We start from the raw sequence: 17,976 nt of genomic DNA, 5'->3' as shown, positions 1-17,976 counted from the left end.
AACAGAACGGCAATAAAGCATCATATATAAGGCAGCCGGCGTGCAAGCCTTAAGGGCTTGGCAACCGGCTGCTCAGTCGACCACTCCCACCGCTAGGCGCGGTTGCGTAAGGCGTCGCGAATTTCGGTAAGTAATATTTCTTCTTTGCTGGGTGTTAGATCTGGTTTTACTTCTATTACAGCCGGCGCTTTGAACCGATTAGCAAAGCGCACAATCAGAAATACGCAGAACGCAATGATAAAGAAGTAGATAACAGCATTCAAGAACAACCCAAAATTGACGGTGGCTGCCCCTGCTGTCTTGGCGGCTTCTATCGTGTCGTACGATTTTCCATCGAGCGCGACAAACCAGTTCTTAAAATCTATGCCTCCCGTTGCCAGACCGAGAATCGGCATAATAACGTCATCGGTCAATGAGGTGACAATCTTGCCGAAGGCGGCACCAATGATAACACCGACTGCCAAATCCAGTACGTTGCCCTTCGAGACGAACTTCTTGAACTCAGAGAAGAAACTCATATAGTCTATATGTTTTGGTGAGTGAAGGTGAACAGCACAAAGTAAATATACTTTCTTATATGTTCTATACTTATAATTCAGTATCAGACCATTGCGCACATTCAGATGAGTTGCTGCACTTGTTCGGCGCAAGTCGGATAGCCCCCGTGCTTTTGCTTTATCTTTGCCTGCTCGATTTTTGACCTCTTATCTAGTTACGGCACTATGCTTCCCCTTTTTCATAATTTGCTGTTGCAGCTGGATTCAGCTTCCGGTATTCTGCGCATTACCCTAAATCGACCCTCCAAACTAAATGCGTTGAATGCGGCTACCATTGAGGAAATCCGCCAGGCCATGCAGTATGCGCTAGACGCACAGGCGGTGCGCGGCATCCTTCTGACGGGTAGCGGCGACAAAGCCTTTGTGGCTGGTGCCGATATTGCCGAGCTGGCCGAGCTAAATGAGATAGTAGGGCGGCGCATGGCGGAGAAAGGCCAGGAAGTATTTTGCCTGATTGAGGAAAGCTCCAAGCCAGTTATTGCGGCCGTGAATGGGTTTGCGCTGGGCGGCGGTTGTGAGCTGGCCATGGCTTGCCACTTGCGCGTGGCCTCCGAAAACGCTCGTTTCGGCCAGCCCGAGGCCAACTTAGGCCTCATTCCGGGCTATGGCGGCACGCAACGGCTAGCCCAGCTCATCGGCAAGGGCAAGGCCCTGGAGCTGCTTATGACCACTGACCAGGTGAAAGCCGATGAAGCACTACGCTTGGGCCTTGTAAACCATGTGGTACCGGCAGCCGAGCTGCTACCCTTCTGCGAGCAGCTGCTGGGCAAGATCCTCAGCAAAGCTCCGCTGGCCATCGGCATGATCATCGACTGCGTGAATGCGGCCTACGATCAGGAGCGCCACGGCTACCAGACCGAAGCCAATCTATTTGGGCGCTGCTGCGGCTCCGCCGATTTCCGGGAGGGCACTCAAGCATTCTTGGAAAAGCGCCCCGCCGCCTTTACGGGTGAGTGAAGCGGTGAGATGGTGAAGCGATGAGGTTGCTGTTCTAGCTGCGCGACTTGCGCGAACAGCACGGGTGGTACTCGTAGAACATCACACTCGTCATCTCACCAGTTCACCATTTTGCCATTTCACTCACTATTTCACCATTTCACCATTTCACTCTGTGAGTGTAGCCAAAAAGCTGGCGGGCCAGACGGCCGTGTACGGCGTGAGTAGTATTGTAGGACGGGTGCTGAATACGCTGCTGGTGCCCGTATACACGGCCCGGTTTGTGGCGGCGCAGTACGGTATTGTTACAGGCTTGTTTGCCTATGTGTCGTTTCTGAACGTGGTGTTCACCTACGGTATGGAAACCACGTTTTTCCGGTTTGCCAACCGCCCCGGCACCGACCGGCAGGAACTCTACGACCGGGTGATGACGCTGTTACTGCTTACTAGTGCGTTGTTTACGGTGGGGCTGGCTTTATTGGCCCGGCCCCTGATGAGCCTGCTGGCCCTACCCCCCGGCCACGAGCGGTATGCCGTCTGGATTGCCTGCATTCTGGGCCTGGATGCCGTGGCAGCCATTCCGTTTGCCCGGCTGCGGCTGGAAAACAAGGCCAGGAAATTTGCTGCCATTCGTCTGGCGAATATCCTGCTGAATATCGGGTTGAACCTGTTTTTTATTGTGTTCTGCCCCGATGTGCTGGCCGGTAAGTACCTCACGCCCTTGCAGCCGCTAGTAGCCCGCCTCTATGACCCCACGGTGGGGGTAGGCTACGTGTTCATTTCAAATCTGGCAGCCAGCACCTTCACGCTAGTGCTGCTGTACCGGGAGCTGCTTAGTGTCCGGCTGCGCCTGGGCCTGCAACCGTTGCGGCCACTATTACGCTACGCCTACCCTATTATGCTGATGGGCCTGGCCGGTATGGTAAACGAAACGCTAGACCGCATCCTGCTACCCAAATGGCTACCCGAAGGCTTCTACCCCGGCCAAGACAGGCTGGCGGCGGTAGGCATCTACGGCGCCTGCTACAAAATTGCTATCCTGATGAGCTTAGTGATTCAGGCGTTTAAGTACGCGGCCGAACCGTTTTTCTTCGCGCAAAGCACCGAGAAAAACTCGCCCCACACGTTTGCCTTGGTGCTCAAGTGGTTCACGCTGTGCTGCGCTGTGTTGTTCGTGGCCGTGAGCGTAAACGTGGACTTGGTGGCCCGCGTGTTTTTGCGTAGCCCCGAGTATCTGCAAGGCCTGAGCGTGGTACCCGTTCTGTTACTGGCCAACCTGTTTTTGGGTGTGTACTGGAACCTCTCGGTGTGGTTTAAGCTCACCGACAAAACTTATTACGGCACCTACCTGGGCTTTGCCGGAGCCGTGCTGACCATTGCCCTCAATTTCCTGCTGATTCCGGTGCTGGGGTATATGGGCTCTGCTATTGCCACGCTGGCCTGCTATTTTATGATGGCGGCGCTGTGCTGGTGGCTGGGCGAGCGGCACTTTCCGGTGCCCTACCCTGTGGTGCGGCTGCTTACGTGGCTGCTGGTGGCCTGTGGAGTCGTAGCTGTCAGCTGGTGGTTACCCTTGTCGGATACTTGGACCGCGCATGCGTTCCACGCGCTGCTCACGCTAGGATTCATTGGCCTGATTGTGCTGATAGAGAAACCCCATCGGGCACTAGGAGGCGCCTAGGCCCCTGCTGGTACACAACGCGCTGCGCTCTGCTTATGAAATATGGTTTTCTATAGCTCGCCATCCTCTCAGAGGTTGTTGCTACTAGCGCGCTAAAGGCTTCTGAACAGTTTACGAAACTACTGCCTAGCGTGCTGACGGTGGCTGGCTATGGACTTTTCTCAGCCTGGCGCTTCGGTATATGCCGGTAGGTATTGCCTACGCTATCTGGTCGGGGATAGGCACAGTGCTGATAGCGTTGGTTGGCGTTATTTTTTTCAAACAGCAGCTTGATTGGCCAGCCATCGTTGGGATGCTGCTCATTATAGCAGGCGTGCTGGTCATGAATCTGCTCTCCAAAACGGTATCTCACTAGACACGGGTTTCTCTTGGCGTACGTGAGACCACACAACGGCAAGTTTCTACCTTTGCCCGATGCAGATTCCCGTTATCAACCGCTCTCACCATCCCCTCCCCGCCTACCAGACGGCCCATGCCGCCGGCCTCGATGTGCGGGCTAATCTACCTGAACCCGTAACGCTACGCCCCTTGCAACGGGCCCTCATCCCTACTGGCTTGTTTGTGGCCCTACCCACTGGCTACGAGATGCAGGTGCGCCCCCGTAGCGGACTGGCCTTCAAGCACGGCATTGGCATTGTGAACAGCCCCGGCACCATTGATGCCGACTACCGCGGCGAAATTCGAGTGCTATTGGTGAATCTCTCCGACGTGGATTTCGTAGTGCAGGACGGCGAGCGAATTGCTCAATTGGTAGTAGCCCGCCACGAGGTCATCGACTGGGAACCAACCGAGGAGTTAGACGAAACCGCCCGTGGTACAGGCGGCTACGGCAGTACCGGCAGTCAGTAACCAACCGCAATAAGCATTTCCCCGTTTCTATATAATATAGAGCACTTATTACCCACTTCTAACACTCCTACTCAGGAAGGATATGAAAATCATCGTCCCGATGGCTGGCATGGGCAAACGCATGCGCCCCCACACCCTCACTGTTCCCAAACCCCTGATTCCGATTGCGGGCAAGCCTATCGTGCAGCGCCTCGTAGAGGATATTGCCCAGGTGTGCAACGAGCCGGTGGACGAAGTAGCCTTCATTATTGGCCGTGCGTTCGGCAAAGAAGTGGAGAGCAACCTGCAAAAAATTGCTGAGTCGGTAGGCGCTAAGGCAAGTATCGTGTATCAGGATGAGGCCCTGGGCACCGCCCACGCCATTCTGTGCGCCAAGGAGTCGCTCACCGGCCCGCTGGTGGTAGCGTTTGCTGATACCCTGTTCAAGGCTGATTTCAAGCTGGACTCGTCGGCGGCGGGCACCATCTGGGTGCAGAAGGTAGACGACCCCAAGCCCTTTGGCGTGGTGAAACTGGACGACAGCGGCGAGATTACCGACTTCGTGGAGAAGCCCGAAGAGTTCGTGTCTGATTTGGCCATCATCGGTATCTATTACTTCCAGGACGGCGCCTACCTGCGCGAGGAGCTGCAATACCTGCTCGACAACGACATCAAGGACAAAGGCGAGTACCAACTCACCAATGCTCTCGAAAACATGAAAAACAAGGGCACCAAGTTCGTGCCCGGCCGCGTAACTGAGTGGCTCGACTGCGGCAACAAAGATGCTACCGTCTTCACCAACCAGCGCTACCTTGAGTACTTGCAGGAGCGCGGCGAGAAACTGGTAGCCGATTCGGCCAAAGTGATAAACTCGGTACTAATTGAACCCGTGTACATCGGCGAGAACGTGGTAGTGACCAACTCCGTGGTAGGTCCGCACGTGTCGCTGGGCGATGGTAGCAACGTGCGCAATTCGGTGCTGACTAACTCCATCGTGCAAAAAGCGGCTTCGGTACTGCACGCCAACGTTACCAATTCTATGGTTGGCAACAACGCCACCGTGATAAGCGCCCCCGCCGATTTAAGCCTGGGTGACTTTAACACCCTGCGGGTGTGATATTTTTCTGAGTTTTAACGTTAGCAATAGCGCGGTCCTGGCGGGCCGTGCTATTTCTTTTGTTATTTTGTTGGTGCGTCGGGTCGTCCGGCTGGTTAATTTTTACGCTGTATGCCTCAACTATCTGCTTTCTTGCTGCTGATGCTGGGGCTACTGGTGACCGGCAGCGCCGCTGCTCAACAATCTTCTGACAAAGACACCGGCCTGACGCCCGCCAAGGAGCGCAAATTAACCCGTCGCGAGCGGAAGGAACTGGCCCGCCGCGTGGCGCTGGAAACGGCACAGCAAACCTCCCGCGAGCCCTCGGCACGGGAGCGGGAGCAGAGCGAGGCCTACTTTGTGGATGGTGTGCGCTATGCCCTGCTCGAAGACTACCCCAAGGCTATGGAGCGGCTATTGAAAGCGTATGCGCTCAGCCCTACTAATGCGGCCATCAGCTACAAAATTGCGGAGGTGAATATGCTGTCGGGCAACCTTAAGGACGCCACCAATTTTGCACAGGCGGCCGTGCGCCTCGACCCCAAAAACACCTACTATTACCTGCTGTTGGCGCAAACGTACACCACCCAAAAGCAGTACGACCAAGCTGCGAAGGTGTATACCAGCCTGATTCGGGACGTGCCCGACTCCAACTACTACCTATTCAACCTAGCCGATCTATACCTGGCACAAGGCAAACTGCAGGAAGCTCTGACTACTTATGAGCAAGCTGAGCAGGAATTTGGCCCCACGGATGAGGTAGCCTTTAAGAAGCAGCAGATTTACTTAAAGCAAAACAAGCTGGACAAGGCGCTGCAGGAAGGCGAAACGCTGATTGCGTCCAACCCCGATGACGTTCGGTACGTGCTGGCGCAGGCTCAGATGTACGTGACCAACAACCGCCTACCCGATGCACTGCGCGTAACCCAACAGGCTCTCCGCCAAGCGCCCGACAATCCGCAGGCCCGCATGATTTTGGCCGATGTGTACCGTCTGCAAGGCAAAAAGGCAGAATCAGAGGAGCAGTTGAAGCTGGCTTTCGGTAATTCGGCGCTGGACATCGACACCAAAGTGCGCATCCTGATCGACTACATTCGGCAGCTGCCTAACCCGGCCCTCACCCAGACGGTACTGGATCTTGCGGCACTGACTACCAGAGCGCATCCGCAAGAAGCAAAGGCCTTTGCCATGGCTGGCGACGTACAGACTATCGTAGAGCGCAGGCAGGAGGCCCGTGCTTCTTACCTACGCGCCCTTCAACTCGATAACTCTAAGTTTCAGATCTGGCAGCAAGTGGTGCTATTGGACGCCGAACTGAACCAAACCGATTCGTTGCTCGCCCATACCGAACGAGCATTGGAGTTGTTTCCCAATCAAGCCCCATTGTGGTTTTATAACGGGGTAGGGCACGTGCTGAAGAAAGAACCCAAGCAAGCTATCAAGTCGTTGGAATACGGCCGTAAGCTCACCACCGATAACCCTGAGCTGCAGGCACAATTTAACACGCAACTGGGCGACGTTTACCACGAGCTGAAAGACTATTCCAAGTCGGATGCGGCATACGAAGCAGCCCTTGGTGTGGATGCTAACAATGCGCAGGCCCTGAACAACTACAGCTACTACCTCTCCCTGCGGGGCGAGAAGCTGGACAAAGCCAAGCAAATGGCTGGTCGGCTGGTGAAGCAGTTTCCCGATAACCCTACCTACCTCGATACGTACGCTTGGGTGCTATACAAGCTGAAGGACTACACCGGTGCCCGCCAAGCCCTGGAAACCGCTCTGAAGCACAGCTCCGATGGCACCCTGCTGGAGCACTACGGCGACGTGCTGTTTCAACTGCAGCAGCCTACCCAAGCCGTAGCCGCCTGGGAGCGCGCCAAAAAAGCCGGCGACGCCTCGGCCCTGATTGACCGTAAGATCAAAGAAAAGAAGTTATATGAGTAAGTACCCCGGCGTTCTGCTGCTCCTTGTTCTGCTCGTGTTGGGCAGCTGTCAGCGCAAGCTAACGCCTACCGCTACCACCAGTCCGACTACCACGGCCACGCCTGTCAACCCGGAAATCAAGGTAGAGAATATCGACTTCCGCTACCTCGCGGCCAAAGGCAAAGCGCAGGTAGACATGCCTTCGCTGAAGCAGACCGTGAATATCAATGTGCGGATGCGCAAGGATAGCATCATCTGGATGTCGCTGGGCTTAGCGGGATTTGAGGGCGTGCGCGCCCGCATCACCCGCGACTCTATCCAAATCCTGAACAAGCTGCAGCGTGAATACTACGCCGGTAATTTTGCCTACCTCAAGCAGCAGTTCAATGTGGAAGTGACCTTCGATCAGCTTCAGGCGCTGCTGTTGGGCAACTACCTGCCTGCCCCCGCCGGCGTGACACCCACCGTGGTAACGGAGGGTCCGCAGCAACGCGTGGAATACGCGCAGTCAGGCTTATTACTGAAGCAATTGATTGAGCTGAGCCGCCAACGCGTGAAAGAATTGACGGTGACTGATCCGAATACGCAGAACAGCTACATGGTGAACTACACCGACTTTCAGACCCTACCCAACACCCAGCAGCAGTTTGCCTACTCTACTCTAGTGCAGGTGAAGCAAGGTAGCGGGGCTTCTGCGCTGTCTATCAGCTACCGCAACGTGGAACTGGACAAGGAACGTCTGTCTTTCCCTTTCTCCATACCTTCGGGCTACACGCGAAAAAAGTAATGGCGTGAAGGAAGCGTTGCGTTTTTATCTTTTTCTTCTTACTGCTTTCCTGTACCTGAGTGGCCCAGCTGCTCAGGCACAACAGCGTAAGCGCCCTGCTACCCGCACTAAAAGCAAAGCTCAGCTGGAGCGTGAGCGGCGCACTACGCTCCGGCGCATCCAGGAAACCAGCCGCATTCTGGCCCAGACCCAGGAGAAAAAACAAGCGTCTATTGGCCAGCTGAATGCCTTAAAGGAAAAGCTGACAGTGCAGCAGGGTGTGATTCGCAATATCTCCACGGAGCTGAAAACCGTGGAAACCGACGTACGCCAGACCGAAGGCCAAGTACAGCAAACGCAACAAAGCTTGGAGCAACTGCGCGCCGAATATGCCCGCATGATTTACGCCGCTTCCAAAACGGCGAATAGCTACAACCGCATCATGTTCCTGTTTGCGGCCGATTCGTTCAACAGCTTTTTGCGGCGCTTACGCTACGTGCGGCAGTATTCGGAAGTGCGGCAGGCCCAAGCAGCCCAGATCAACGCTACCCAGCAGAAGCTCAGCCGTCAGTTGAGCAGCCTCAACGAGCAGCGCCAGCAAAAAAGCTCTTTGCTTTCCAACCAACTGACAGAAAAAAAGAACCTGCTGAATCTCAAAACCCAGCAAGACCAAGTAGTAACCAAGCTCAGCCAGCAGGAAGAGGGGTTGCGGCAAGAGTTGGCCCGTCGGCAGCAAGCCGTGCAACGGCTAGATAACCTTATCGCCCAGCGAGTGCGCGAAGAAATTGCGCGGGCAGCCCGCGCTGCAGCGGCGGCTCGCGCAGCTCGCGCCAACGCAGCCCGCAGTGGCGTGCGGGGTGGGGTAGGCGGTACCTCACGTACTGGCTCTGCCGAAGAGGATGCCGCCGCCAGCCGGGTAAACCGCGTGACCCTAACCCCCGAGACAGCGGCTCTCTCCTCCTCCTTTGCTGACAACCAAGGACGTTTGCTATGGCCCGTAGCACATGGCTTCATTTCTCAGCATTTTGGCCGGCACGCACACCCTGTGCTGAAAAGTGTAGTGGTAGAAAACCGCGGCGTGGATATACAGACGAATGCCGGGGAGCCTGTGCGAGCCATTTTCGATGGCAAAGTACTCACGGTATCCAGCGTGCCGGGCATGAACAACATCGTTATGATTCAGCACGGGGAATACTTTACGGTGTATGCTAAGCTCCGCTCCGTAAGCGTGCAGGAGGGGCAAGAGGTAAAAGCGCGTGCAACTATCGGCACAGTGCAAACTAATTCGGAGGGTACTTCGGAAGTACAATTTCAACTGTGGCGCAACAGCGCTAACCTCAATCCGGAAAACTGGCTGGGCCGCAAATAAGGCTTCTTCACTGGCTCAAAAATGCTGGGAACAAAAAAAACACCGTACAGAATACGGTGTCTTTCCGAGCTATGAAAACAAACTTAGCTATCAATAGTCCAACTCTAGAACATGGCCTGCTCCTTTGTTAAGTCTCAGATAACTGCCGGAAAGTTATATACTTTCTAAAAAGGATCCTCTGTTTTTTCGCCGAAGCAACAGTTTTACTCGGTAAAGCCATAGCTTGGGGCCGCCGAATGCAAGCTGCTTTTAGCCAAAAACGGTACTATATTAAGTTTAGCCGATTAAGAAGCCCTGCTTTGTAGGAACTACCAATAGGTAGCGATAGTGTAGTGGCCTTGTTCGTTTCAAACAGCGCTGTATCCGTTTCAATGGCTATAATACGCCCCAGGCACACAATGTATTTGCGATGAATGCGAGCGAAGTCCCGACTAGGTAGTCGGTTTTCCAGTTCTTTCATCGTGCTATATACAGTAAGTCGCTCTCGCTCTGTATAAATATTCACGTAATCGCCCAGCGCCTCTACATACGTGATATCAGCCGTAGCCACACGCACCAGCTTTTGCTCCTGGCGTACAAATATCTCTGTGTGTTGCTCTTCTGCTACTGTTTTTGTGCTGTCATCTATGGCAGGGCGTAGCATCTCCAGCATTTGTTGCCTTTCCTTCTCCAACTGAAGCCGAGCGCGGCGCAGTTCTAAGTGTGCTACCACCTCGCGGGCCAAGATGCGCAACGCCTCGCGCTGCTGCTCGTTCAGTCTGCGCGGTGCTGTATCGATGGCGCACAGGCTGCCCAAAGGATACCCCTCAGGCGTGAGTAGAGGCACTCCCACGTAAAAGCGTATTTTCTGCTTGCCAACTACTAAAGGGTTGTACTGAAAATTAGCATCTTGCGCAGCATCTTCTACCTCCAACAGATCTTCCGACAGCATAGCGTAGCTACAAAAAGCAATATTGCGCGGCAGATCATGCAGATTTTCGCCTCCTACCTGTGCTTTCACGCTCTGTCGATCGGCACCAATGAACGAGATAAGAGCAATTGGCGTATCACAGATATAGGCCGTGAGCTTTGCCAAGTCGTCAAACGCCTGTTCTCGGGGAGTATCCAGAATCTGATAGTTGCGCAGTATTTCCAACCGTTCAGCTTCCTGGACGGCTGCATGCGTTGAAACCAATGAAGAGTGACTTTTATAGGAATTTTTAGCCATTAGCGTGCAGATAAACCTCTGAATTGCATGCGCTGGTAAAAGATTAATAAGATAGAGGGGTTACGAAGATATCAGTTGATTGATGGATTGCTGAATGGTAATCGTTGAACAATAAGATTGGCACGGCAGAAGCTGGCTTTTCAGCGCTCAACCCCCTACCCTGTTTTTTGCTCATGGCACTTGTTGTGCTTTGGCTTCTGTATGAAAACTGCCTGTTGCAGGAACTGATTTGCGAATTATCGGGTACCTTTACCAATCCTAAACCATAGTCAGTTGCGTAGCTATGGTTTTACCACCCTAAACTGGCCTTGTGCCTTCGCCCATGCTTTTGACTGCGCTGTTTCTGGCTATTGCACCCCGCACGATTATATTTATCGTTTTCGTGCTTGTCATTTTCTTTGGTGCCAAACGTATTCCTGAGCTGTTCCGTGGACTGGGCCAGGGGGTGAAAGAGTTTAAGAACGCTACCCAGGAAGACCGCCCTGAGTACCGCGACCAGCAACCCCAACAGCCGCAACCTACTCAGCAGCAGTATCGCGACCAGCCAGTGCCGCCTGCCAATCAGCCTCAGAACCCAACTCAACCTCGTTACTAACCTACTGCAATGAATACACCTCTTTTCTTATTCCTAGGTGACCTAGGAGGTGGTGAGATAATGCTCATCATGGTGGTTATCCTCATTTTCTTCGGCGCCAACAAGATTCCGGAACTAGCACGGGGCTTGGGCAAGGGCATCCGCGAGTTCAAAGACGCCTCATCCGAAATTCGTAATGAGATTGAGAACTCCGGCCGTCCTACCCCTAATCAGTCGTATCAGCAGCCGCAGCAGCCATATCAGCAGCCCCAACAGCAGCCGTACGCTCAGCATTCTACTGACTCGGCCCCGGTGCCTCCTACCACGGTAGCGCCTCCTATGGATGGTGGAGTAGCCACCCCCACGCAGCAGCCAGAGCACACGCATAACCGCCTCGACCAGACTTCCTAAGTCATCGTTTCGAAGTAAACCCGTACTTTAGTTGTCAGGAAGTAGCGGTCTGTTCTTCACGCAAGCTTACACGGCTTGCTAGCAACAGACCGCTGCTTCCTGACAATTCCTTTTTTCACTTCACTGACCCAGCGATTTGAAACGCTTTAACTCCCTCACGGAAGTTCGTCGCGAGCTGACGGCAGGCACTACTACCTGTCGTCAGCTCGTCGAGTATTACCTGGATAACATTCAGCAGAAGCAACATCTGAATGCCTTTCTGGAAGTGTGGCCCGAAGAGGCTCGTGCCCAGGCCGAGGCCGTAGACGCCAAGCTGCAAGCCGGCACAGCTGGCAAGCTGGCCGGTATGGTGATTGGCTTGAAGGACGTGCTGGCTTATAAAGACCACGCCTTGCAAAGCAGCAGCCATATTCTAGATGGGTTCCGTTCGCTGTTCACCGGCACGGCCGTGCAGCGCTTGCTGGACGAAGACGCTATTCTGATTGGTCGTCAAAACTGCGACGAATTTGCGATGGGTGCATCCAACGAAACCTCCTACTTTGGGCCGGTACGCAACGAACTGGATACGGACCGGGTATCTGGTGGTTCGTCGGGCGGCTCGGCTGTAGCAGTGCAGGCCGACTTATGCCTAGCTTCCATAGGTTCCGATACAGGCGGCTCTGTGCGGCAGCCGGCAGCTTTTTGCGGCGTGGTAGGCTTCAAGCCTACCTACTCTCGCATCTCGCGCTACGGGTTGATTGCCTATGCGTCGTCGTTCGACCAGATTGGTACGCTCACGCGCTCTGTAGAAGACGCCGCGCTGCTGCTAGAAGTGATGGCCGGCGCCGACAACTTCGACAGCACTGTGAGCCACCACCCAGTGCCAGCATACAGTCAGCAGTTGGAGCCCGCGGCGCAGTACCGTATTGGCTACATCAAGGACTGTCTAGAGCGGCCGGGCTTAAATGAAGAAATTAAGGCCGCTACGGAAGAAGCGCTGGACATGCTGCGCGGTCAGGGTCATGTGGTGGAGGCCGTGGAGTTTCCCTACCTCGACTACATTGTTCCGACTTATTACATCCTGACTACCGCTGAGGCCAGCTCCAACCTAAGCCGCTACGACGGCGTGAAGTTTGGCTACCGCGCCCCGGATGCTACCGACCTGGAGTCGCTCTACAAGAAAACCCGCGCCCAGGGCTTCGGGCCGGAAGTGCAGCGCCGGATTCTGCTGGGCACCTTCGTGCTATCGGCCGACTACTACGACGCCTACTACACCAAAGCCCAGCAGGTGCGCCGCCTGATCAAGGAAAAGACGGACGAGCTGCTGCGCCAGTACGATTTCCTGGTGTTGCCCACTACGCCTACTACGGCGTTCCACATCGGCGATGTGAACAAGGACACACTGGCTATGTACTTGGCCGATATCTTCACGGTGCAGGCCTCGCTGGCTGGGGTGCCTGCTATTTCGGTGCCGGCGGGTGTCGATGGCGAGGGCCTCCCCATTGGGTTGCAGCTCCTGGCCGGCGCCTTCCGCGAAGAGCATTTGCTGGCATTTGCAAATTCCGTTGCTGAGTCTCTAACTCCTGCGTTGCCCTGATGAAGAAGTTGTCGTTGTGGAAGCGGGTAGTTGCCCCAGGGGTATTGTTTCTGACTTTTGGAAGGATGGGCGCCGCACAAACGCTGCCCGCCCCACCTATTGGTTCGCTCCCGCTTCCCGATGATACCGTGCAGGTGAACCTGCTGGCCCTACCCCCCGATTCGCTGGTAGCTGCCCCCATCGACTCGGTGAAGCTCTTGTGGGCCCAAACGCCTCCCGAGCTGCGCGACCTGATAGGCGACCGAGTAGGCTGCATTGACACCGATATGCCGCACGTGTTCAACAACTCGGTGCTGGCTTACGTCAACTTTTTCACCCAGCGCAACCGCGCCTACACGCAACGCGTGTTGGAGCGGGAAAATATGTACTTCCCGATTTTTGAGAAGTACCTGGCGAAATACAACCTACCCAACGACCTGAAATACCTGGCCGTGGTAGAATCGGCCCTGATTCCGACGGCCAAATCCAGGGTAGGTGCCACCGGCCTGTGGCAGTTTATGGGCCCTACCGCCAGCGACTGGCGCCTCGTGCGCGACGAGTGGGTAGATGAGCGCATGAGCCCCGAGAAAGCCACCGAAGCAGCCTGCAAATACCTGCGGGCCCTCTACGGTGTCTTTCATGACTGGGAGCTGGTGCTGGCTTCCTACAACTGGGGGGTAGGCAACGTGCAGCGGGTGATGCGCCGCACGGGCAAAAAAACGTTTTGGGGCTTGTACCCCCACATGCCAAAGGAGACGCGCAACTACGTGCCTACCTTCACGGCCATCATGTATACCATGAAGTACGCGCGGGAGCACCAGCTGCACTCGCCCGAGCTTCGCTACCAGTACGCCGAGCCACTTGATACGCTGCACCTGCGGGGTAGGGCCTTCGATCTGCGCCGTCTCAGTCAGGCCGTAGGCCTATCCGATTCGCTAGCATTGCTCCGCTACAATCCAGAAATCCACCGGGCGTATTTGCCCTCGGGCTACCGTTCCTACGTTATTCAGGTGCCCACAGCAATCCGGACACAGCTAGCCAGTGTTGACCGGTCTACACTGTTTTCTTACTGCCAGCCGTCGAAGGAGTTACCGCAGCCCCTCTCCCCCCTACCCCCGCGCATGGCTGGTGCGACGGCTACCCCGGCTATGCTGGCCGCCGCGGCGCCTCCACCCACAGCCCCACGCCTGCAACGCAAGGTGCATACGGTACGTCGGGGCCAGACCATTGCCATAGTAGCCCAACACTATAATGTCTCGCAAAGCCAGTTGCGGCGCTGGAACAAATTGAGCAGCCGTCAACAAACGCTTCGGGTGCAGCAAAAGCTGGTGGTATTTGTGCCGACACCCGCTGAGGAGCGCTCGGCTCCTACCCCAATCTATGCGAAGGTAGCGGCACAGGTACCAGAGGCCCTACCCACCGTAGCGTCGGCGCGGCGGGCAGATGGCACGGTAGTGACGCCAGTAGCGGTGGTGAGGCCCGTAACACCTGCAGCCGCTGTTGCCATCGTCGCGGCGGCACCCAGCAGGCCTGCTACCCGACGGTCGGAGGTGCCTCATCACCAGGAGCGCACCAACCCAGCACTAGAGGCAACCATAGCGGCCGTAACGACGACCCCGGCCGCGGCTCCAACGGATACCACAGTTAGTGCTACTTATATAGTACGGCGCGGCGACAACCTCAGCAAGATTGCCCAACGACACAACGTGACCGTGGCACAGTTGGTGGATTGGAACCCGACGGCTTCCAACCAACTCATGCCGGGACAAAAGCTGATGCTCTACGTAGCGCAAGCGGAAGAAGAGGTTCCGGTGGCTCCTGTGCATACCACTGCCGCGGCTTCTCGCAAGCCAGCACCGCGCGCGCAACCCGCTGCGCCGGCCCTCACGCCACCCCGCACTTACCTAGTACAGCCTGGCGATACGCTTTATAATATTTCGCGCCGCTACCAGGGCGTGACGGTGGAGCAGCTACGCCGCTTGAACCACCTGAAATCGGACGCCGTGAAGCCGGGTCAGAAGCTGATTGTGGAAACCAGCTAACGGCACATCATTCCTCGACAAGCTCAGAATGACGTGCCGTTAACCCTACCCCGCGCCCCCTGCTTACCAAGTTGGGGGCGCTTTTCTTTCCGGTGGCGCCTACCTTTGCCGGTCACTGCCTTACCTTTGCCCCTTCGTCGCACCCACGACGGTTTGCCACCCTCTTTCCTTGCTCATGTCGAAAATCAACAAACAAGACGCCCTCAACTACCACTCCCAGGAGCCCGCCGGTAAGATTGAGGTAGTACCCACCAAGCCCGTCAGTACACAGTCGGACCTGGCGCTGGCCTACTCGCCGGGCGTGGCCGAACCCTGCTTAGCCATTGCCGCCAACCCTGATGACGTCTATAAATACACTGCCAAAGGCAACTTGGTAGCCGTTATCAGCAACGGTACAGCGGTGCTGGGCCTGGGCAATATCGGCCCCGAGGCCAGCAAACCGGTGATGGAGGGCAAGGGCGTGTTGTTCAAGAAGTTTGCGGGTATTGACTGCTTCGATATTGAGATTGACGCCACCGACCCCGACGAGTTCATCCGTATTGTGAAGGCGCTGGAGCCTACCTTCGGCGGCATCAACCTGGAGGACATCAAGGCGCCCGAGTGCTTTCGCATTGAGACGGCCCTGCGTGAGCAGATGAACATTCCGCTGATGCACGACGACCAGCACGGCACGGCCATCATCACCTCGGCAGCGCTGCTGAACGCGCTGGAGCTGGTGGGTAAGAAAATCGATGAGGTGCAGTTGGTGGTGAGCGGGGCCGGCGCGGCGGCTGTATCGTGCTTGCGTCTGTACCTGGAGTTGGGCGTGAAGCCGGAAAACGTGGTGGTGTTCGACAAAGACGGCGTTATCAACCACCAGCGCACCGACCTGGCGGAACTGCAAATGCGCTTTGCTACCCAGCGGCCCATTGCCACGCTGGCCGAGGCCATGCGCGGTGCCGATGTATTCTTGGGTCTCTCAGCGGCCAATGTGCTGCCAGCCGAGTTCTTGTTGACCATGGCTGACAACCCCATTGTCTTTGCCCTGGCCAACCCGAACCCGGAAATCGACTACGATCTGGCCATGGCTACCCGGCCCGACATCATCATGGCAACGGGTCGCTCCGACCACCCCAACCAAGTAAACAACGTACTGGGCTTCCCCTACATTTTCCGGGGGGCGCTGGACGTGCGGGCCACGGAAATCAATGAGGCTATGAAGCTGGCTGCCGTGCACGCGCTGGCCGAGCTAGCTAAGGATGTAGTGCCCGACCTCGTGAACAAAGCCTACGGCGACAACACCCTGGCATTCGGACGTACCTACCTGATTCCGAAGCCCCTGGATCCGCGCCTGATTACTACCGTATCGCCGGCGGTGGCGCTGGCGGCTATGGAAAGCGGTGTAGCCCGTCGCCACATCACTGACTGGCTGGCTTACGAAGATGAGCTACGCGGCCGCTTGGGCGTGAGCCAGAAGCTGCTGAACCGCGTAACGTCGGCCGCCAAATCCAACCCCAAACGGGTGGTATTTGCCGAGGGCGACACCTATAAGATTCTTAAAGCCGCCCAAACGCTGGTGGACGAGGGTATTGCCAAACCCGTTCTGCTGGGCAACCGCCAGAAGCTGGAGGAAATTGCTCGCGCCAGCAACCTGGACCTGACGGGCTGCGAAATCATCGACAACATTCAGGAAAAGGCTACCCGCGAGGAGTTTGCCCAACTGCTGTTCCAGAAGCGGCAGCGCAAGGGTATTACGCTCTACGAGGCCCAGCGCCTGATGCGCGAGCGGAACTACTACGGCTCGATGATGCTGGAAACCGGTCAGGCCGATGCATTTATCACGGGCTTAACCAAAGATTACAGCAAGTCGATTCAGCCGTCGTTGCGGGTGATTGGGGTAGACGAGGGCGTAAAGCGCGTGGCCGGTATGTACATCATCCAGCACAAGCGCGGGCCGTTCTTCTTCGCCGATACCACAGTGAACATCGACCCCACGGCCGAGGAGATGGTAGATATCATCGGGCTGGCGGCACGCACCGTGCGTTTCTTCGACAATGAGCCGCACATTGCGGTACTCAGCTACTCCAACTTCGGCTCCAACCCTGGCCCTATTCCTGACAAATCGCGCCGTGCTACGGAGCTAGCCAAGCAGCGCTACCCCGACCTCATCCTGGACGGCGAGATGCAGGCCAACACTGCTCTGAACCCGCAGCTGTTGCAGGAGCAATATCCCTTCTCGGAGCTAGCCAAGTACGGCGGCGCCAATACGCTCATCTTCCCCACGGTATTAGCCGGCAACATTGCCTACAAGGTAATGCAGGAGCTGGGCGGCGCCGAGGTAATTGGGCCAGTGCTGATGGGCATGCGCAAGCCAGTGCACATTCTACAGTTGGGCGCCTCGGTGCGCGAGATTGTGAACATGGCCGCCATTGCGGTGGCTGATGCGCAGCAATTGGACAAGGGTAGGGAGAAGCTAGTGTAACCACCTGTTGATTAGAGCAGGTAACGGCTTATCTATTTTCGTTAGTTTGGTGAAAATTGATAAGCCGTTATCTGTGTCTGGTGTCAAGCACTTTGTTGTTTGCTTACTACTACTGTGTCTGAGTAGCTGTGGGCAAACTGCTACCGACCCACAAGCCGACGTGAGAGCCATCCTTGGCGCGGTAGCAGCCAATCCACAGCTATGGGCTTTTGCACGGCCCCATGCCGAGCAGCAGGGAGTTGTTTCAATTCGGTTTTTAAACCCCGTAGTGTATAACCGTCGGTTTATCGCGATTGACAACTTTGAGCTACCAGGGCGTTATCCAGTGCGGTGGGTCAAGGTGCAGCCTACGGAGGCGTTGCTAACTGTAGAAGCATTTTCTATTGATGACAATCAAGCAGCCATTTTCTTACGAATGCCAGTGCAGGGAGTGGTAGCTACTTTCTACCTGACCAAGCAAGCGAGCTGGACTATCTGGTATGCTGAAGTCGTAGAAACATAGCAAGGAACCGAGCGAGATTTTAGGCTATTATTTCTTTTCGGTAGGGATATATTACGTGCTAAAACGTG

15 protein-coding genes and 1 pseudogene are annotated in these 17,976 nt (G+C 55.8%); 14 read left to right on the top strand and 2 right to left on the bottom strand.

All coding sequences use genetic code 11. The features are described from left to right. Window positions 1–92 precede the first annotated feature (92 nt). On the bottom strand, window positions 93–518 hold the full coding sequence (gene mscL, locus MUN82_RS20165) for a large conductance mechanosensitive channel protein MscL (protein WP_245093331.1): 426 nt from the start codon (window positions 516–518) through the stop codon (window positions 93–95). Window positions 519–722: 204 nt separating this feature from the next. Between mscL and MUN82_RS20160 the strand changes: the two genes are divergently transcribed. From MUN82_RS20160 to MUN82_RS20125, 8 genes and pseudogenes are all read left to right on the top strand, one after another. Beyond that, a complete protein-coding gene (locus tag MUN82_RS20160) occupies window positions 723–1,514 on the top strand; it encodes an enoyl-CoA hydratase/isomerase family protein (RefSeq protein WP_245093329.1) in 792 nt (263 codons plus the stop codon). A gap of 154 nt (window positions 1,515–1,668) precedes the next feature. Beyond that, on the top strand, window positions 1,669–3,174 hold the full coding sequence (locus MUN82_RS20155; RefSeq protein WP_245093327.1) for a polysaccharide biosynthesis C-terminal domain-containing protein: 1,506 nt from the start codon (window positions 1,669–1,671) through the stop codon (window positions 3,172–3,174). 62 nt (window positions 3,175–3,236) lie between these two features. Then, window positions 3,237–3,529, top strand: a pseudogene (locus MUN82_RS20150) (DMT family transporter). A 59-nt stretch (window positions 3,530–3,588) separates the two neighbouring features. Continuing rightward, complete coding sequence (dut, locus tag MUN82_RS20145) at window positions 3,589–4,023, top strand: dUTP diphosphatase (RefSeq protein ID WP_245093325.1); 435 nt, start codon at window positions 3,589–3,591, stop codon at window positions 4,021–4,023. Window positions 4,024–4,105: 82 nt separating this feature from the next. Continuing rightward, on the top strand, window positions 4,106–5,119 hold the full coding sequence (locus MUN82_RS20140) for a sugar phosphate nucleotidyltransferase (protein ID WP_245093323.1): 1,014 nt from the start codon (window positions 4,106–4,108) through the stop codon (window positions 5,117–5,119). A 111-nt stretch (window positions 5,120–5,230) separates the two neighbouring features. Beyond that, window positions 5,231–7,042: a tetratricopeptide repeat protein gene (locus MUN82_RS20135; RefSeq protein WP_245093321.1), complete on the top strand. Its 1,812-nt coding sequence runs from the start codon at window positions 5,231–5,233 to the stop codon at window positions 7,040–7,042. Then, window positions 7,035–7,808, top strand: a complete 774-nt coding sequence (lolB1, locus tag MUN82_RS20130; protein ID WP_245093320.1) for a lipoprotein insertase outer membrane protein LolB1 — start codon at window positions 7,035–7,037, stop codon at window positions 7,806–7,808. The genes MUN82_RS20135 and lolB1 overlap by 8 nt, the downstream gene beginning before the upstream one ends. Window positions 7,809–7,812: 4 nt before the next feature. Further along, on the top strand, window positions 7,813–9,156 hold the full coding sequence (locus MUN82_RS20125) for a murein hydrolase activator EnvC family protein (RefSeq protein WP_245093318.1): 1,344 nt from the start codon (window positions 7,813–7,815) through the stop codon (window positions 9,154–9,156). A 265-nt stretch (window positions 9,157–9,421) separates the two neighbouring features. Here the strand turns inward: MUN82_RS20125 and MUN82_RS20120 are convergent, their stop codons facing one another. Continuing rightward, a complete protein-coding gene (locus MUN82_RS20120) occupies window positions 9,422–10,363 on the bottom strand; it encodes a GAF domain-containing DNA-binding protein (protein ID WP_245093316.1) in 942 nt (313 codons plus the stop codon). A 322-nt stretch (window positions 10,364–10,685) separates the two neighbouring features. Here MUN82_RS20120 and MUN82_RS20115 point away from each other — a divergent pair, with 322 nt between their 5' ends. From MUN82_RS20115 to MUN82_RS20090, 6 genes are all read left to right on the top strand, one after another. Then, entirely contained in the window at window positions 10,686–10,958 is a 273-nt protein-coding gene (locus tag MUN82_RS20115) for a Sec-independent protein translocase subunit TatA/TatB (protein ID WP_245093314.1), read from the top strand. Between the two features lie 9 nt (window positions 10,959–10,967). Continuing rightward, entirely contained in the window at window positions 10,968–11,348 is a 381-nt protein-coding gene (locus tag MUN82_RS22395) for a Sec-independent protein translocase subunit TatA/TatB (RefSeq protein ID WP_311136410.1), read from the top strand. A 136-nt stretch (window positions 11,349–11,484) separates the two neighbouring features. Continuing rightward, window positions 11,485–12,924 carry an Asp-tRNA(Asn)/Glu-tRNA(Gln) amidotransferase subunit GatA gene (gene gatA, locus MUN82_RS20105; protein ID WP_245093312.1) on the top strand — a complete coding sequence of 480 codons (1,440 nt, stop codon included), beginning with the start codon at window positions 11,485–11,487 and terminating at the stop codon, window positions 12,922–12,924. Beyond that, a complete protein-coding gene (locus MUN82_RS20100; RefSeq protein WP_245093310.1) occupies window positions 12,924–14,945 on the top strand; it encodes a LysM peptidoglycan-binding domain-containing protein in 2,022 nt (673 codons plus the stop codon). Before gatA ends, MUN82_RS20100 begins: the two co-directional genes overlap by 1 nt. A gap of 175 nt (window positions 14,946–15,120) precedes the next feature. Next, window positions 15,121–17,406 carry an NADP-dependent malic enzyme gene (locus MUN82_RS20095; RefSeq protein WP_245093308.1) on the top strand — a complete coding sequence of 762 codons (2,286 nt, stop codon included), beginning with the start codon at window positions 15,121–15,123 and terminating at the stop codon, window positions 17,404–17,406. Between the two features lie 46 nt (window positions 17,407–17,452). Then, entirely contained in the window at window positions 17,453–17,908 is a 456-nt protein-coding gene (locus tag MUN82_RS20090) for a hypothetical protein (RefSeq protein WP_245093306.1), read from the top strand. Window positions 17,909–17,976: the final 68 nt, after the last annotated feature.

Origin of the sequence: Hymenobacter aerilatus, assembly GCF_022921095.1 — a bacterium.
Classification (GTDB): Bacteria; Bacteroidota; Bacteroidia; order Cytophagales; family Hymenobacteraceae; genus Hymenobacter; species Hymenobacter aerilatus.
This window is presented reverse-complemented; position numbering and strand designations above follow the sequence as displayed.

Bases quoted from the DNA above. Each gene is read 5' to 3' on its own strand.
- mscL (WP_245093331.1), bottom strand. From the start codon at position 518: ATGAGTTTCTTCTCTGAGTTCAAGAAGTTCGTCTCGAAGGGCAACGTA.
- MUN82_RS20160 (WP_245093329.1), top strand. From the start codon at position 723: ATGCTTCCCCTTTTTCATAATTTGCTGTTGCAGCTGGATTCAGCTTCC.
- dut (WP_245093325.1), top strand. From the start codon at position 3,589: ATGCAGATTCCCGTTATCAACCGCTCTCACCATCCCCTCCCCGCCTAC.
- MUN82_RS20140 (WP_245093323.1), top strand. From the start codon at position 4,106: ATGAAAATCATCGTCCCGATGGCTGGCATGGGCAAACGCATGCGCCCC.
- MUN82_RS20135 (WP_245093321.1), top strand. From the start codon at position 5,231: ATGCCTCAACTATCTGCTTTCTTGCTGCTGATGCTGGGGCTACTGGTG.
- lolB1 (WP_245093320.1), top strand. From the start codon at position 7,035: ATGAGTAAGTACCCCGGCGTTCTGCTGCTCCTTGTTCTGCTCGTGTTG.
- MUN82_RS20120 (WP_245093316.1), bottom strand. From the start codon at position 10,363: ATGGCTAAAAATTCCTATAAAAGTCACTCTTCATTGGTTTCAACGCAT.
- MUN82_RS20115 (WP_245093314.1), top strand. From the start codon at position 10,686: ATGCTTTTGACTGCGCTGTTTCTGGCTATTGCACCCCGCACGATTATA.
- MUN82_RS22395 (WP_311136410.1), top strand. From the start codon at position 10,968: ATGAATACACCTCTTTTCTTATTCCTAGGTGACCTAGGAGGTGGTGAG.
- MUN82_RS20100 (WP_245093310.1), top strand. From the start codon at position 12,924: ATGAAGAAGTTGTCGTTGTGGAAGCGGGTAGTTGCCCCAGGGGTATTG.
- MUN82_RS20095 (WP_245093308.1), top strand. From the start codon at position 15,121: ATGTCGAAAATCAACAAACAAGACGCCCTCAACTACCACTCCCAGGAG.